General features: G+C 69.1%; 16 protein-coding genes. All 16 read left to right on the top strand.

Annotated elements, in window-relative coordinates:
* Nucleotides 1-8: 8 nt before the first annotated feature.
* The 16 genes from prfA to ACH4FH_RS23825 all read left to right on the top strand — a co-directional run bounded on the left by prfA (nt 9) and on the right by ACH4FH_RS23825 (nt 15085).
* Complete coding sequence (gene prfA, locus ACH4FH_RS23900) at nt 9-1088, top strand: peptide chain release factor 1 (protein WP_398557914.1); 1080 nt, start codon at nt 9-11, stop codon at nt 1086-1088.
* A 30-nt stretch (nt 1089-1118) separates the two neighbouring features.
* Nucleotides 1119-1964: a peptide chain release factor N(5)-glutamine methyltransferase gene (gene prmC / locus ACH4FH_RS23895; RefSeq protein WP_393896972.1), complete on the top strand. Its 846-nt coding sequence runs from the start codon at nt 1119-1121 to the stop codon at nt 1962-1964.
* A gap of 53 nt (nt 1965-2017) precedes the next feature.
* Nucleotides 2018-2665 carry an L-threonylcarbamoyladenylate synthase gene (locus ACH4FH_RS23890; protein WP_398557913.1) on the top strand — a complete coding sequence of 216 codons (648 nt, stop codon included), beginning with the start codon at nt 2018-2020 and terminating at the stop codon, nt 2663-2665.
* The gene (locus ACH4FH_RS23885) at nt 2662-3339 is read left to right on the top strand and encodes a protein-tyrosine-phosphatase (protein ID WP_398557912.1); all 678 of its coding nucleotides are present in this window, start codon (nt 2662-2664) and stop codon (nt 3337-3339) included. Before ACH4FH_RS23890 ends, ACH4FH_RS23885 begins: the two co-directional genes overlap by 4 nt.
* A 96-nt stretch (nt 3340-3435) precedes the next feature.
* The gene (gene glyA / locus ACH4FH_RS23880; protein WP_398557911.1) at nt 3436-4824 is read left to right on the top strand and encodes a serine hydroxymethyltransferase; all 1389 of its coding nucleotides are present in this window, start codon (nt 3436-3438) and stop codon (nt 4822-4824) included.
* A 98-nt stretch (nt 4825-4922) separates the two neighbouring features.
* Nucleotides 4923-6263 (top strand): MraY family glycosyltransferase, encoded by a 1341-nt coding sequence (locus tag ACH4FH_RS23875; RefSeq protein WP_398557910.1) that lies wholly within the window; start codon nt 4923-4925, stop codon nt 6261-6263.
* A gap of 288 nt (nt 6264-6551) precedes the next feature.
* Nucleotides 6552-6989 carry a hypothetical protein gene (locus tag ACH4FH_RS23870; RefSeq protein WP_398557909.1) on the top strand — a complete coding sequence of 146 codons (438 nt, stop codon included), beginning with the start codon at nt 6552-6554 and terminating at the stop codon, nt 6987-6989.
* A 279-nt stretch (nt 6990-7268) separates the two neighbouring features.
* On the top strand, nt 7269-8063 hold the full coding sequence (atpB, locus tag ACH4FH_RS23865) for a F0F1 ATP synthase subunit A (protein WP_398558052.1): 795 nt from the start codon (nt 7269-7271) through the stop codon (nt 8061-8063).
* 76 nt (nt 8064-8139) lie between these two features.
* Nucleotides 8140-8388, top strand: a complete 249-nt coding sequence (gene atpE / locus ACH4FH_RS23860) for an ATP synthase F0 subunit C (protein WP_042148752.1) — start codon at nt 8140-8142, stop codon at nt 8386-8388.
* 40 nt (nt 8389-8428) lie between these two features.
* Nucleotides 8429-8995: a F0F1 ATP synthase subunit B gene (locus tag ACH4FH_RS23855; RefSeq protein ID WP_398557908.1), complete on the top strand. Its 567-nt coding sequence runs from the start codon at nt 8429-8431 to the stop codon at nt 8993-8995.
* Nucleotides 8992-9807, top strand: coding sequence for a F0F1 ATP synthase subunit delta (locus ACH4FH_RS23850; RefSeq protein ID WP_398557907.1), 816 nt, complete (start codon nt 8992-8994; stop codon nt 9805-9807). Before ACH4FH_RS23855 ends, ACH4FH_RS23850 begins: the two co-directional genes overlap by 4 nt.
* Nucleotides 9808-10023: 216 nt before the next feature.
* On the top strand, nt 10024-11616 hold the full coding sequence (gene atpA / locus ACH4FH_RS23845; RefSeq protein ID WP_393896963.1) for a F0F1 ATP synthase subunit alpha: 1593 nt from the start codon (nt 10024-10026) through the stop codon (nt 11614-11616).
* Nucleotides 11617-11636: 20 nt separating this feature from the next.
* Nucleotides 11637-12551: a F0F1 ATP synthase subunit gamma gene (locus ACH4FH_RS23840; RefSeq protein WP_398557906.1), complete on the top strand. Its 915-nt coding sequence runs from the start codon at nt 11637-11639 to the stop codon at nt 12549-12551.
* A gap of 5 nt (nt 12552-12556) precedes the next feature.
* Nucleotides 12557-13999, top strand: coding sequence for a F0F1 ATP synthase subunit beta (atpD, locus tag ACH4FH_RS23835; protein ID WP_398557905.1), 1443 nt, complete (start codon nt 12557-12559; stop codon nt 13997-13999).
* A 110-nt stretch (nt 14000-14109) separates the two neighbouring features.
* The gene (locus ACH4FH_RS23830; RefSeq protein ID WP_393896960.1) at nt 14110-14493 is read left to right on the top strand and encodes a F0F1 ATP synthase subunit epsilon; all 384 of its coding nucleotides are present in this window, start codon (nt 14110-14112) and stop codon (nt 14491-14493) included.
* 142 nt (nt 14494-14635) lie between these two features.
* Nucleotides 14636-15085, top strand: a complete 450-nt coding sequence (locus tag ACH4FH_RS23825; RefSeq protein ID WP_393896959.1) for a DUF2550 domain-containing protein — start codon at nt 14636-14638, stop codon at nt 15083-15085.
* Nucleotides 15086-15162: the final 77 nt, after the last annotated feature.

The following is a 15162-nucleotide window of genomic DNA, read 5'->3' as shown; positions in this document are numbered from 1 at the left end:
ACCCCACGATGTTCGAGGCGGTCGAGGAACTGATCGGCGAGCACGCCGATCTTGAGAAGCGGCTGGCCGACCCCGCGGTCCACGCCGACCAGCGCGAGGCCAAGCGGCTGAACAAGCGCTACTTCGAGCTGACCCCGATCATCGCGACCTACCGTTCCTGGAAGCAGACCGGCGACGACATGGAGACCGCGCGCGAACTCGCCGCGGACGACCCGGACTTCGCCGATGAGGTCAAGGAACTCGACGCCCGGCGCGAGACCCTCACCGAGAAGCTGCGACTGCTGCTGGTGCCCCGCGACCCCAGCGACGACAAGGACGTCATCCTCGAGGTCAAGGCCGGCGAGGGCGGCGAGGAGTCCGCGCTGTTCGCGGGCGACCTGCTGCGGATGTATCTGCGCTACGCCGAGCGGGCCGGCTGGAAGACCGAGATCCTCGAGGCCAACGAGTCCGACCTCGGCGGCTACAAGGACGTCCAGGTCGCCGTGAAGACCAAGGGCGGCAACGGTGCCACCGAGCCCGGCCAGGGCGTCTGGGCGCGACTGAAGTACGAGGGCGGGGTGCACCGCGTCCAGCGGGTGCCCGCCACCGAGTCGCAGGGCCGCATCCACACCTCGGCCGCCGGTGTGCTCGTCACGCCCGAGGCCGAGGAGGTCGAGGTCGAGATCGGCCCCAATGACCTGCGCATCGATGTCTACCGCTCCTCGGGCCCCGGCGGCCAGTCCGTCAACACCACCGACTCCGCGGTCCGCATCACGCACCTGCCCACCGGCATCGTCGTCTCCTGCCAGAACGAGAAGAGCCAGCTCCAGAACAAGGAGCAGGCCATGCGCATCCTGCGCTCGCGGCTGCTGGCCGCGGCCCAGGAAGAGGCCGAGAAGGAGGCGTCGGACGCCCGGCGCAGCCAGGTCCGAACGGTCGACCGCTCGGAGCGCATCCGTACGTACAACTTCCCCGAAAACCGCATCTCGGACCACCGGGTCGGCTTCAAGGCGTACAACTTGGACCAGGTGCTCGACGGGGAGCTCGACCCGGTCATCCAGGCTTGCGTGGACGCCGACTCGGCCGCCAAGCTCGCCGCCGCCCAGTAAGACGCTGTACGTACCGGCTGGAGGAAGCCCGTGAATCTGCTGCTCGCCGAGGTGGCGCAAGCCACCCAGCGGCTGGCCGACGCCGGCGTGCCCTCACCGCGTTTCGACGCCGAGGAGCTCGCCGCGCATGTGCACGGCGTCAAGCGGAGCCAGTTGCACGCCGTCCCCGACACGGACTTCGACGCCCGTTACTGGGAAGCGATCGCGCGCCGCGAGGCCCGCGAGCCACTCCAGCACATCACCGGCCGCGCCTTCTTCCGCTACCTCGAACTCCACGTCGGGCCAGGGGTGTTCGTGCCCCGGCCGGAGACCGAGTCGGTGGTCGGCTGGGCGATAGACGCGGTGCGGGCCATGGACGTCGTGGAGCCGTTGATCGTCGACCTGTGCACCGGCTCCGGGGCCATCGCCCTCGCGCTCGCTCAGGAGGTCCCGCGCTCGCGGGTGCACGCCGTGGAGCTGTCCGAGGAAGCTCTGCAGTACGCCCGCAAGAACGTCGAGGGGTCCCGCGTCGTTCTCCACCAGGGTGACGCGCTGACCGCGCTTCCCGAACTGGACGGCCAGGTCGACCTGGTCGTCTCCAACCCGCCGTACATCCCGCTGACGGAGTGGGAGTACGTCGCACCCGAGGCGCGCGACCACGACCCCGAGCTGGCGCTGTTCTCGGGCGAGGACGGCCTGGACACCATCCGGGGCATCGAGCGGACCGCCCACCGCCTGCTGCGGCCCGGCGGCATCGTCGTCATCGAGCATGCCGACACCCAGGGCGGCCAGGTGCCGTGGATCTTCACCGAGGAACGGGGCTGGGCCGACGCGGCAGACCACCCCGACCTCAACAACCGGCCCCGTTTTGCCACCGCGCGCCGGGCGACGCCATGACGCGTTCCGCCACGACGCCTGAAGTATCCGTTCCGCACGAGGAGGTCCGTTAAATGGCACGGCGATACGACTGCAGCGACGCGACCGACCGCGCGACCGGTCTGCGCGAGGCCGCGTCGGCCGTCCGCCGCGGCGAGCTGGTCGTGCTGCCGACCGACACCGTCTACGGCATCGGCGCGGACGCCTTCAGCGCCGAGGCCGTGGGCGACCTGCTGGAGGCCAAGGGCCGCGGCCGGGGAATGCCGTCCCCGGTCCTCGTCGGATCCCCGAACACCCTGCACGGGCTGGTCACCGACTTCTCCGAGCAGGCCTGGGAGCTGGTCGACGCCTTCTGGCCCGGCGCCCTGACCCTCGTCGCCAACCACCAGCCGTCGCTGACCTGGGACCTGGGCGAGACCCGCGGCACGGTCGCGGTGCGGATGCCGCTGCACCCCGTGGCGATCGAGCTGCTCACCGACTTCGGCCCGATGGCCGTCTCCAGCGCCAACCTCACCGGCCACCCCTCCCCGCAGGACTGCGACGCCGCCCAGGAGATGCTCGGCGACTCCGTCTCGGTCTACCTCGACGGCGGCCCGACGCCGGCCGCCGTACCGTCCTCGATCGTCGACGTCACCGGTGCGGTTCCGGTGCTGCTGCGCCAGGGCGCGATCAGCGCGGACGAGCTGCGCAAGGTCGTACCCGAGCTCGAGGTGGCCAATTGATGGCGCCCCTGGGGCGTGGCATAGCGGGACAGGGCGACGAGACCTTCCTTCCCCCTGCGGCCCCATTTCGGATCCTCCACGTCAGCACCGGCAACGTCTGCCGCTCGCCGATCACCGAGCGGCTGCACCGCCATGCCCTGGAGCTGCGGCTGGGCGGGCCCCAGGTCGGCGGGCTACTGGTGGAGAGCGCCGGCACCTGGGGCCATGAAGGCGCCCCCATGGAGGCGCACGCCGCCACGGTGCTCGCCGACTACGGCGCGGACCCCGCCGGCTTCATCGGCCGCGAGCTGCTCGATGAGCACGTCATCCGTGCCGACCTGGTCCTCACCGCGACCCGCGACCACCGCGCGCAGGTCATCTCGATGGGTCACTCCGCCGGGCTGCGCACCTTCACGCTCAAGGAATTCAACCGGCTGGTGCGCGCCATAGACCCCGCCACGCTGCCCGAGCCCGACCCGGCCCTGCCGGGCGGCGGGCTGGTCGAGCGTGCCCGTGCGCTGGTCGGCGCCGCCGCCGCGCTGCGCGGCTGGCTGCTGGCGCCCAATCCGGAGTCCGACGAGGTCTACGACCCCTACGGCGCCCCCATCACCTTCTTCCGCTCCATCGGCGACGAGATCAACCAGGCGCTGGACCCGGTCGTCACCGCCCTCACCGGGGTCCCCGCGCGCGCCTGAGACGGGGGCACCGCCCGACCGCTCCACACACCGCGCCCGATCGCCCCGCCGCGCCTACATTGGGACTACGTCCCCGTACGAGGCCCGGAGCACGCCATGCCCGCCACCACCGCGTCACCCCGCAGTCAGAACCAGGCCGCCCGTGTGCAGGCCGCCGAGCCTCCGGCCGGCACTGGTGCGCCCGAGACGATCGAGGACCGGGCACGGGCCGCGGCCCGCGAGGGCACCGCTCCGGCCGGCGCCCCGGACTTCGCCTCCCTGCTGCGCCAGGACCCGGAGATCGCGGGTGTCCTGCTCGGGGAGGGCGCCCGGCAGGGCGACGGGCTCCAGCTGATCGCCGCGGAGAACTTCACCTCACCCGCCGTGCTGGCCGCCCTCGGCTCACCGCTGGCCAACAAGTACGCCGAGGGGTACCCCGGCGCCCGGCACCACGGCGGCTGCGAACTCGTCGACCTCGCGGAGCGGATCGCCGTCGAACGCGCCAAGGCCCTGTTCGGCGCCGAACACGCCAACGTCCAGGCCCACTCCGGGTCTTCGGCCGTTCTGGCCGCCTACGCCGCCCTGCTGCGCCCAGGAGACACCGTCCTGGCCATGTCCCTCCCGCACGGCGGACACCTCACGCACGGTTCGCCGGCCAACTTCTCGGGCCGCTGGTTCGACTTCGTCGGCTACGGCGTCGACGAGGAGACCGGCCTCCTCGACTACGACGCGATCCGCGCCCTTGCCCAAGAACGCCGGCCGAAGGCCATCGTCTGCGGCTCGATCTCCTATCCCCGGCACATGGACTACGCCGCGTTCCGCGATATCGCCGACGAGACCGGCGCCTATCTGATCGCGGACGTGGCGCACCCGATCGGGCTGGTGGCCGGGGGAGCGGCGCCCAGCCCCGTCCCGTACGCGCATGTGGTGTGCGCCACCACCCACAAGGTGCTGCGCGGGCCCCGGGGCGGGATGATCCTCTGCGGCTCCCGGCTGGCGGAGCGCATCGACCGGGCGGTGTTCCCCTTCACCCAGGGGGGCGCCCAGATGAACGCGGTGGCAGCGAAGGCCGTCGCCTTCGGGGAGGCCGCCACGCCCGCGTTCTGTGAGTACACCCAGCAGGTCACCGCCAACGCCCGCGTCCTCGCCGAGGGGCTGGCCGAGCAGGGTCTGACGATCACCACCGGCGGCACCGACACCCACCTGATCACCGCGGACACCGCCCCGCTCGGGCTCGACGCGCGCACCGCCAGGGGCCGGCTGGCCGCCGCCGGGATCGTGCTGGACACCTGCGCGCTGCCGTGCCCCGATGCCCCGCTCGACCCCGCCGCGCGCAGGACCGGCATCCGGCTGGGGACGGCGGCGGTGACGACGCAGGGGATGGGCGCGGCCGAGATGCGGCGGGTCGCTGCGCTGATCGGCGCGGCGCTGCGGGACGAGGGGCCGGGCCGCTCGGAGGCCGTCGCATTGGTCCATGAATTCCCGCCTTATCCCGATCGGGACTGAGGCCGGAACCGCCCGCTGACGGCGTGCGTCTCTTCCTGTATTCACGGCCAGGGGGCTGACACGCATAGGGTGTGTGGCTGTGATGGCCAGCTATACCAATGGGGCAGCCCGTGCGTGAATACCTGCTGACGCTGTGCGTCACGGCCGCGGTGACCTACCTGCTGACCGGCCCGGTGCGGAAGTTCGCGATCGCGGCCGGGGCGATGCCGGAGATCCGGGCGCGTGACGTGCACCGCGAGCCGACTCCGCGGCTCGGCGGGATCGCGATGTTCGGCGGGTTGTGCGCGGGGCTGCTGGTCGCCTCGCATCTGACGAATCTCAAGAGTGTCTTCGAGAACTCCAACGAGCCACGGGCGCTGCTCTCCGGCGCCGCGCTGATCTGGATTCTCGGCGTGCTGGACGACAAGTGGGGCGTGGACGCGCTGGTCAAGCTCGGCGGCCAGATGATCGCCGCGGGTGTGATGGTCCTCCAGGGCCTGACCATCCTGTGGATCCCGATCCCCGGCGTCGGCACGGTCTCGCTGACTCCTATGCAGGGCACCCTGCTGACCGTCGCGCTCGTCGTGATCACCATCAACGCGGTCAACTTCGTCGACGGCCTGGACGGCCTCGCCTCCGGCATGGTGTGCATCGCCGCCGCGGCCTTCTTCATGTACGCGTACCGGATGTGGTTCGGCTACGGCATCGAGGCGGCCGCGCCCGCAACGCTGTTCTCGGTCGTTCTGATGGGCATGTGCCTGGGCTTCCTGCCGCACAACATGCACCCGGCGCGGATCTTCATGGGCGACTCGGGCTCGATGCTGATCGGCCTGGTGATGGCCGCGGGTGCCGTCTCGGTCACCGGTCAGGTGGACCCGGATCTGCTCAACCTGAAGGCGGGCGGTCTGCGTGAGGCGACTCACGCGATGGTGCCGGTCTACATTCCGCTGCTGCTGCCGCTGACCGTCATCGCGGTGCCGGTCGCCGACCTCATCCTGGCGATCGTGCGCCGGACGTGGAAGGGCCAGTCGCCGTTCGCCGCCGACCGCGGTCATCTCCACCACCGGCTGCTGGAGATCGGCCACTCGCACAGCCGTGCCGTGCTGATCATGTACTTCTGGTCGGCGCTGATCGCCTTCGGCGCGGTCGCCTATTCGGTCAACAACGCCAGCATGTGGATCGTCCTGGGCATCGTGCTGCTGAGCGCGGTCGGTCTGGTGCTGCTCCTGCTGCCGCGGTTCACGCCGCGGGCGCCGCGCTGGGCGGAGCGGATGGTTCCGCCCCGCTACCGCAGGGTCGTGGGCGGGCCGGCCGTGGACGAGTCCACGGCGACGGACGGGGGAGACGCCCAGGAGGCCGAGGAGGAGCGCGAACGGGTCCCGGCGGGCATCCACGGTGCCACCGCGATCGGCGACCGCTCACGCTTCGTGGACCGCCGCCGGGCGGACAGTCACCACTGATCCTCGGCTCCGCCGCCGTCAACGGGCGACGGAAACCGGGGTGGTTGGCCTCATACCAGACAAAAGGTCAGCCGTCAGTGCACCAACGCGCACGTTCACGCTCAGGTGTGACAGGGTCCACACGAACAGGTAAAGACCTCATCAAATAGTTTGTGATACCGTTCACGAAACCCGGCGATAGAGCCGAAGGGCCGTAGTGCGACGGTCATTCGGCCTCAGGCTCAGCCTCAGGCCGGGACTACGCTCGTCCCTGACGACAACACCCCCACCCCTTGCCGGAGCGCCGCCATGCAGTCGAATGACGCCCGACTACTCCTTCACGCCGTTGTGCCCACGCTCGCCATCGGTGCCATCGCCGTTGCCGTCAGCGCTGTGGTCGCAGGCACGACGGGAGCGATCGGCGCTGTCGTCGGCACCGTGCTGGTGGTGCTCGTGATGGGTGCGGGGCTCGTCGTCCTGCAGAGCACCGCGCGGAATCACCCGCAGCTGTTCCAGATGATGGGACTCATGCTGTACACGGTGCAGATTCTGGCCGTCCTTGTCTTCCTGCTGGCGTTCAAGGACACAACGCTCTTCGACACAAAGGCATTTGCCTTGACGTTGCTCGGCGCCACTCTCGTGTGGATCGCGGCACAGACCCGCGGTCACATGAAGGCGAAGATCCTGTACGTCGACCCCGACTCCGCGGAAGCGAAGAAGGCGGAGACGGCGGGGTCGCCGACGTGACACGTAGGGCCGGAATAAAAGCCCCCATGCGGGCCTGCTATCGTCCGGTGCCAACTGCGGCACAGTTGGCGCAGGCGGCTGAGCGCCCCGGTTCCACGGGATGGAACGGGCAGTCCTCATGGCCCATGCCTGTGATCCGACCCGGCCCAGCGCCGACCAGCCGCCCCAACATCCGCAAGACCAGTCCAGTGCCGCACCGTGGCTCAACGCCGCGCCGACACAACGAGGTTGCCGTACCCATGCGCCACGCTGAAGGAGCTCGCGGTGAGTGCTGAAACGATGCTCGCCTTCGAGACCGACTGCCACATCTTTTCCGGGTGCGGCTTCCCTGCTCCCGGGCTTCATTCGTTCGTCTTTGACCCCCTGTTCACGGTCGGCGGCTACGAGTTCAACAAGCCGATGCTGCTGGCCCTGCTCAGCACGGTCATCGTCGTGTGGTTTTTCTGGGCTGCGTTCGGCAAGGCCAAGGTGGTCCCCGGCAAGCTGCAGATGATTGCCGAAGCGGGATATGACTTCGTGCGCCGCGGCATCGTCTACGACGCCCTCGGCAAGAAGGAGGGCGAGAAATACGTCCCCTTCATCGTCTCGCTGTTCTTCTTCGTCTGGATCATGAACATCTGGTCGATCATTCCGATCGCCCAGTTCCCGGTGACGTCGATCATCGCGTTCCCCGCCGGACTCGCAGGCATCGTCTACCTCACGTGGATGTACCTGACGTTCAAGAAGCACGGATTCGTCGGCGGATTCAAGCACCTCTCGGGCTACGACAAGTCGCTCGGCGCGGTTCTTCCCATGATCGTCGTCATCGAATTCCTCTCGAATGTCTTCGTCCGGCCGTTCACGCACGCGGTCCGACTCTTCGCGAACATGTTCGCCGGTCACCTGCTGCTGCTGATGTTCACCATCGGTACCTGGTACCTGCTGAACGGCGTCGGCATCGTCTACGCCGGTGCCTCGTTCGTGATGACCGTCCTGCTGACGGCGTTCGAGCTCTTCATCCAGGCCGTGCAGGCGTACGTCTTCGTGCTCCTGACCGCGAACTACATCCAGGGCGCGCTCGCCGAGCAACACTGAGCCCCCGTCTCCTCAGCCCCAACAGACGCCCGGTGGCCAACCCCCACCGGTCCGTGAAAGAGAAGGAAGTAACGGCATGTCCGCTGCTCTCGAGAGTGTCAACCTCGCCGCCGGCGTCACCGGCAACCTCGGCTCGATCGGTTACGGCCTCGCCGCGATCGGCCCCGGCGTCGGCGTCGGCATCATCTTCGGTAACGGCACCCAGGCCCTGGCCCGCCAGCCCGAGGCCGCCGGCCTTATCCGTACCAACCAGATCATGGGCTTCGCGTTCTGCGAGGCGCTTGCGCTGATCGGCATCGTCATGGGCTTCCTCTTCAAGGCCTGACGGACCTTTCAACCACCCTTCACAGACGGAAGGCACTGATGTGAACGCCCTGGTGAACATGGCGGCGGAGGTTCCTGAGAACCCCCTGGTCCCGCCGATTCCAGAGCTGGTCATCGGCCTGATCGCTTTCTTCATCGTCTTCGGTTTCCTCGCCAAGAAGCTCCTCCCGAACATCAACAAGGTTCTGGACGAGCGTCGGGCGTCGATCGAAGGCCGCATGGACGATGCCGAGGCGAAGCAGGCCGAGGCGCAGCAGGTGCTCGAGGACTACCGGGCACAGCTCGCCGACGCCCGCCACGAGGCCGCGCGTCTGCGCCAGGAGGCGCAGGAGCAGGGCGCGACGCTCATCGCCGAGATGCGCGCCGAGGGCCAGCGGCAGCGTGAGGAAATCATCGCTGCCGGTCACGCCCAGATCGAGGCGGACCGGAAGCAGGCCGCGCAGTCGCTGCGTCAGGACGTGGGCTCGCTCGCCACCGAGCTGGCCGGCAAGCTCGTCGGCGAGTCCCTCGAGGACCACGCCCGGCAGAGCCGGACCATCGACCGCTTCCTCGACGAGCTCGAGGCCAATGCGGCGTCGGACACGACGAAGGCTGAGGCCGGCCGATGAATGGAGCGAGCCGCGAGGCACTCGCCTCCGCACGCGAGCGACTCGACGCGCTGACGGACGACACGTCCGTCGACGCGGCGAAGCTCGCCGAGGAGCTGGCTGCCGTCACCGCTCTGCTCGACCGCGAGGTGTCGCTGCGTCGGGTCCTGACCGACCCGGCGCAGACCGGCCAGGCGCGAGCCGAGCTGGCCGAGCGCCTGCTCGGCGGCCGGGTCGGCGGCCCGACCGCCGAACTGGTCAGCGGCATGGTCCGCTCCCGCTGGTCGCGCTCGCGTGACCTGGCGGACTCGGTCGAGGAGCTGGCCTACAGCGCCGACCTCATCGCGGCCCAGCGGACCGGCCAGCTCGACGACGTCGAGGACGAACTGTTCCGGTTCAGCCGGATCGTCACCTCGAACCCCGAGCTGCGCAGCGCGCTGACCGACCAGAACGCCTCGGTCGCGGCCAAGACGGAGCTGCTGCGCTCGCTGCTGGGCGGCCGGGCAAACCCGGTCACCGAGCGAGTCGTGATCCGTCTTGTCGGACAGCCGCGGGGTCGTAGCCTGGAAGCAGGGTTCGATGCCCTCTCCAAGCTGGCGGCGAGCCGCCGGGACCGCATGGTCGCGGTGGTCACCTCCGCGGTGCCCCTCAGCGAGGGGCAGCGTCAGCGCCTCGGCGCTGCGCTGGCCGCGACGTACGGACGGCAGATCCACCTGAACCTCGACGTGGACCCCGAGGTCCTCGGCGGCGTGCAGGTGCGCATCGGCGACGAGGTCATCACCGGGACCATCGCGGACCGCCTCGCCGAGGTGGCCCGACGGATGGCCGGCTGACCCACCCACCAACTCAAGAGCTGCACAGCCGGCGGATGGACGCCGGGCCAGACGGCCGGATCGAAAGATCCGGCTGCGGTCCGGAAGCCACCGTCGGGGACACAGCACAAGCACGACGGCGGCCCGAGTTGGGCCGTAAGCGGAAACCCCCTGGGGGACAGCCCCCCAGACACCCGCAAGTAACTTCGGGCCCAACAAGGAGAGCAGGGAACCCAGATGGCGGAGCTCACGATCCGGCCGGAGGAGATCCGGGACGCGCTGGAGAACTTCGTCCAGGCGTACAAGCCGGACGCGGCCTCGCGCGAGGAGGTCGGCACGGTCAGCGAGGCCGGAGACGGCATCGCGAAGGTCGAGGGTCTTCCCTCGGCGATGGCGAACGAGCTGCTGAAGTTCGAGGACGGCACGCTCGGTCTTGCGCTGAACCTCGAAGAGCGCGAGATCGGCGCGGTTGTCCTCGGCGAGTTCAGCGGCATCGAGGAGGGCCAGCCGGTGCAGCGCACCGGTGAGGTGCTCTCGGTCGCCGTGGGCGAGGGCTACCTCGGCCGCGTCGTCGACCCGCTGGGCAACCCGATCGACGGCCTCGGCGAGATCGAGTCCGAGGGCCGCCGCGCCCTGGAGCTGCAGGCTCCGGGCGTCATGGTCCGTAAGTCGGTCCACGAGCCGATGGAGACGGGCTACAAGGCCGTCGACGCGATGACCCCGATCGGCCGTGGCCAGCGTCAGCTGGTCATCGGTGACCGCCAGACCGGCAAGACCGCCCTGGCCGTCGACACGATCATCAACCAGCGTGACAACTGGCGCTCGGGCGACCCGAAGAAGCAGGTCCGCTGCATCTACGTCGCCGTTGGCCAGAAGGGCTCCACCATCGCGTCCGTGCGCGGCGCGCTGGAGGAGGCCGGTGCCCTGGAGTACACCACCATCGTCGCCGCCCCGGCGTCCGACCCGGCGGGCTTCAAGTACCTGGCGCCCTACACCGGTTCGGCCATCGGCCAGCACTGGATGTACCAGGGCAAGCACGTCCTGATCGTCTTCGACGACCTGTCGAAGCAGGCCGACGCCTACCGCGCCGTGTCGCTGCTGCTGCGCCGCCCGCCGGGCCGTGAGGCCTACCCGGGTGACGTCTTCTACCTGCACTCGCGTCTGCTCGAGCGCTGCGCCAAGCTCTCCGACGACCTGGGCGCCGGTTCGATGACGGGCCTCCCGATCGTCGAGACCAAGGCCAACGACGTCTCGGCGTTCATCCCGACCAACGTCATCTCGATCACCGACGGCCAGTGCTTCCTGGAGTCCGACCTGTTCAACGCGGGCCAGCGCCCGGCGCTGAACGTCGGTATCTCGGTCTCCCGTGTCGGTGGATCCGCCCAGCACAAGGCCATGAAGCAGGTCTCCGGCCGACTGCGCGTGGACCTCGCCCAGTACCGCGAGCTGGAGGCGTTCGCCGCCTTCGGTTCGGACCTGGACGCGGCCTCCAAGGCGTCGCTGGAGCGCGGTAAGCGCATGGTGGAGCTGCTCAAGCAGAGCCAGTACGCGCCCTTCTCGACCGAGCACGAGGTCGTCTCCATCTGGGCCGGCACCACCGGCAAGATGGACGACGTACCGGTCGAGGACATCCGCCGCTTCGAGCGGGAGCTCCTGGACTACCTGGGCCGGGAGAAGAAGGACCTGCTGACCAGCATTCGCGAGGGCGGCAAGATGTCCGACGACACCATCCAGGCGCTCACCGATTCCGTCGCCGCCTTCAAGCAGCAGTTCGAGACCTCGGACGGCAAGCTGCTCGGTGAGGACGCTCCGGTCAGCACCGCCAAGTGACGACGGAAGGGACCTGATCCATGGGAGCCAAGCTCCGGGTCTACAAGCGTCGCATCCGCTCCGTCACCGCGACCAAGAAGATCACCAAGGCGATGGAGATGATCGCCGCCTCGCGCATCGTCAAGGCGCAGCGCAAGGTGGCGGCGTCGACGCCGTACGCGAGTGAACTGACCCGCGCGGTGACAGCGGTTGCCACCGGTTCGAACACCCAGCACGCCCTGACCACCGAGGTGGACAACCCGGCTCGCGCCGCGGTGCTGCTCATCACGAGCGACCGCGGTCTGGCCGGCGGCTACTCCTCGAACGCCATCAAGGCCGCCGAGTCGCTCACCGAGCGCCTCAAGGCCGAGGGCAAGGACGTCGAGACGTACATCATCGGCCGCAAGGGTGTCTCGTACTACGGCTTCCGTGAGCGCCAGGTCGCGGATTCGTGGACCGGCTTCACCGACAGCCCGACGTACGCGGACGCCAAGGCCGTGGCCGGCCCGCTGATCGCGGCGGTGCAGAAGGACACGGCCGAGGGCGGCGTGGACGAGCTCCACATCGTCTTCACCGAGTTCGTGTCGATGATGACGCAGACGGCTGTCGACAAGCGTCTGCTGCCGCTCCACCTCGGCGAGGTGGAGGCGGAGGAGTCGTCCAAGGGCGAGATCCTTCCGCTGTTCGACTTCGAGCCGTCGGCCGAGGACGTCCTCGACGCCCTGTTGCCGCGGTACGTCGAGTCGCGGATCTACAACGCACTGCTGCAGGCCGCCGCCTCCAAGCACGCCGCCACGCGTCGTGCGATGAAGTCGGCGACCGACAACGCAGAAGACCTCATCAAGTCGCTCTCGCGGCTTGCCAACGCGGCCCGACAGGCCGAAATCACCCAGGAAATCAGCGAGATCGTCGGTGGTGCCAGTGCTCTGGCCGACGCGACCGCGGGGAGTGACTGACCACTATGACCACCACTGTTGAAACGGCCACGGCAACGGGCCGCGTCGCCCGGGTCATCGGCCCGGTCGTCGACGTGGAATTCCCCGTCGACGCGATGCCGGAGATCTACAACGCACTGCACGTCGAGGTCGCCGACCCCGCCGAGCAGGGCAAGCTCAAGACGCTGACCCTCGAGGTCGCCCAGCACCTGGGCGACGGCATGGTCCGCGCCATCTCGATGCAGCCCACCGACGGTCTGGTCCGCCAGGCCCCGGTGACCGACACCGGCGACGGCATCACCGTTCCGGTCGGCGACATCACCAAGGGCAAGGTGTTCAACACCCTTGGCGCCATCCTGAACGAGCCGGAGGCGGAGGCTCAGGTCACCGAGCGCTGGCCGATCCACCGCAAGGCCCCGGCCTTCGACCAGCTCGAGTCGAAGACCGAGATGTTCGAGACCGGCCTGAAGGTCGTCGACCTGCTGACCCCGTACGTCAAGGGCGGCAAGATCGGTCTGTTCGGTGGTGCGGGCGTCGGCAAGACCGTCCTCATCCAGGAAATGATCATGCGTGTGGCGAAGCTGCACGAGGGCGTTTCCGTGTTCGCCGGCGTCGGCGAGCGCACCCGTGAGGGCAACGACCTCATCGACGAGATGACGGACTCCGGCGTTCTGGAGAAGACCGCGCTGGTCTTCGGCCAGATGGACGAGCCCCCGGGCACCCGTCTCCGCGTCGCGCTGGCCGGTCTGACCATGGCGGAGTACTTCCGCGATGTGCAGAAGCAGGACGTGCTGTTCTTCATCGACAACATCTTCCGCTTCACCCAGGCCGGTTCCGAGGTCTCCACCCTGCTGGGCCGCATGCCCTCCGCGGTGGGTTACCAGCCGAACCTGGCGGACGAGATGGGCCTCCTGCAGGAGCGCATCACCTCGACCCGTGGTCACTCGATCACCTCGATGCAGGCGATCTACGTCCCCGCGGACGACCTGACCGACCCGGCCCCGGCGACGACCTTCGCGCACCTCGACGCGACGACCGTTCTGTCGCGTCCGATCTCGGAGAAGGGCATCTACCCGGCGGTCGACCCGCTGGACTCGACGTCCCGCATCCTGGACCCGCGCTACATCTCGCAGGACCACTACGACGCGGCCTCCCGCGTCAAGGGCATCCTGCAGAAGTACAAGGACCTGCAGGACATCATCGCCATTCTCGGTATCGACGAGCTGGGCGAGGAGGACAAGCTGGTTGTCCACCGTGCCCGTCGTATCGAGCGCTTCCTGTCGCAGAACACCCACGCGGCGAAGCAGTTCACCGGTCTCGACGGATCGGACGTTCCGCTGGACGAGTCGATCGCGGCCTTCAACGCGATCGCCGACGGCGAGTACGACCACTTCCCCGAGCAGGCGTTCTTCATGTGCGGTGGTATCGAGGACCTCAAGAACAACGCCAAGGAGCTGGGCGTCTCCTGACCCCGTGCTCGCGGTCCCGGGGGCGGTCCTGTCCGCCCCCGGCCCGTGCGACCACTAGTATTTGACCCAACATCTGCCGAGCCAGGCAGGTGGAGACCCGAGGAGCCATCGTGGCTGAGCTGCACGTCGAGTTGGTCGCCGCGGACCGTCAGGTCTGGTCCGGCGAGGCCAGCCTTGTCGTCGCGCGCACCCCGTCGGGCGACATCGGCGTCATGCCCGGACATCAGCCGCTTCTCGGCGTGCTGCAGTCGGGCCCGGTGACGATTCGTACGACCGGTGAGAGCGGTGACGGCACCGTCGTCGCCGCTGTGCACGGCGGCTTCATCTCTTTCGCCGACAACAAGCTGTCTCTGCTCGCGGAGATCGCGGAACTGTCGGACGAGATCGATGTCCAGCGCGCGGAGCGGGCCCTGGAGCGAGCGAAGTCGGAGGCCGACGCGGCCGCCGAGCGTCGCGCCGATGTCCGGCTGCGTGCGGTGACGGGCGTTCACTGAGCCCCGCCACCGACGAGATCGATCCTCAGCCGCGGGCTGCCCGGACTCCTCCGGAGCGGCCCGCGGCTGAGGCAATGCAGGTGCGTTTCCGTCCCCCGGGCTCCGTCCGGGGTACCTCATCGAGGCGAGGAGGTCGGTCGAGATGGTCCTCGCTCTGCTTGTGAGCGGCGCGGTCGTGCTGGTGGTGCTGCTGGGGCTGTTCGTCTTCGGACTGAGGCGGCGGCTGATCCAGCGGTCCGGCGGCACGTTCGACTGCAGCCTGCGCTGGGACGTTCCGGAGACCGAGACGGAGCCCAGCGGCAAGGGCTGGATCTATGGCGTGGCACGCTACAACGGAGACCGGATCGAGTGGTTCCGGGTGTTTTCCTACGCGCCCCGGCCCCGCCGTGTCCTGGAGCGCTCCGCCATCGAGGTCGTCGAGCGCCGCACCCCCCAGGGGGAGGAAGAGCTGGCGCTGCTCTCCGACTCCCTCGTGCTCGCCTGTCGCCACCGCGGTACGCGGCTGGAACTGGCGATGAGCGAGGACGCCCTCACCGGCTTCCTGGCCTGGCTGGAAGCGGCCCCGCCCGGCCAACGCGTCAACGTGGCGTGAGCGAGGCGTCCCGTGGGATGCGGCCCGTGCACACGTCCGGGCGCGAGGGTGAACGTCGCCTGAGCGTCGCCGGCCCC

This window comes from Streptomyces sp. NPDC017993, assembly GCF_044328065.1.
Classification (GTDB): domain Bacteria; phylum Actinomycetota; class Actinomycetes; order Streptomycetales; family Streptomycetaceae; genus Streptomyces.
This window is presented reverse-complemented; position numbering and strand designations above follow the sequence as displayed.

Bases quoted from the DNA above. Each gene is read 5' to 3' on its own strand.
- ACH4FH_RS23850 (WP_398557907.1), top strand. From the start codon at position 8,992: ATGAATGGAGCGAGCCGCGAGGCACTCGCCTCCGCACGCGAGCGACTC.
- ACH4FH_RS23870 (WP_398557909.1), top strand. From the start codon at position 6,552: ATGCAGTCGAATGACGCCCGACTACTCCTTCACGCCGTTGTGCCCACG.
- atpD (WP_398557905.1), top strand. From the start codon at position 12,557: ATGACCACCACTGTTGAAACGGCCACGGCAACGGGCCGCGTCGCCCGG.
- ACH4FH_RS23825 (WP_393896959.1), top strand. From the start codon at position 14,636: ATGGTCCTCGCTCTGCTTGTGAGCGGCGCGGTCGTGCTGGTGGTGCTG.
- ACH4FH_RS23840 (WP_398557906.1), top strand. From the start codon at position 11,637: ATGGGAGCCAAGCTCCGGGTCTACAAGCGTCGCATCCGCTCCGTCACC.
- atpA (WP_393896963.1), top strand. From the start codon at position 10,024: ATGGCGGAGCTCACGATCCGGCCGGAGGAGATCCGGGACGCGCTGGAG.
- atpE (WP_042148752.1), top strand. From the start codon at position 8,140: ATGTCCGCTGCTCTCGAGAGTGTCAACCTCGCCGCCGGCGTCACCGGC.
- ACH4FH_RS23875 (WP_398557910.1), top strand. From the start codon at position 4,923: ATGGGGCAGCCCGTGCGTGAATACCTGCTGACGCTGTGCGTCACGGCC.
- prfA (WP_398557914.1), top strand. From the start codon at position 9: ATGTTCGAGGCGGTCGAGGAACTGATCGGCGAGCACGCCGATCTTGAG.
- ACH4FH_RS23890 (WP_398557913.1), top strand. From the start codon at position 2,018: ATGGCACGGCGATACGACTGCAGCGACGCGACCGACCGCGCGACCGGT.
- atpB (WP_398558052.1), top strand. From the start codon at position 7,269: ATGCTCGCCTTCGAGACCGACTGCCACATCTTTTCCGGGTGCGGCTTC.
- glyA (WP_398557911.1), top strand. From the start codon at position 3,436: ATGCCCGCCACCACCGCGTCACCCCGCAGTCAGAACCAGGCCGCCCGT.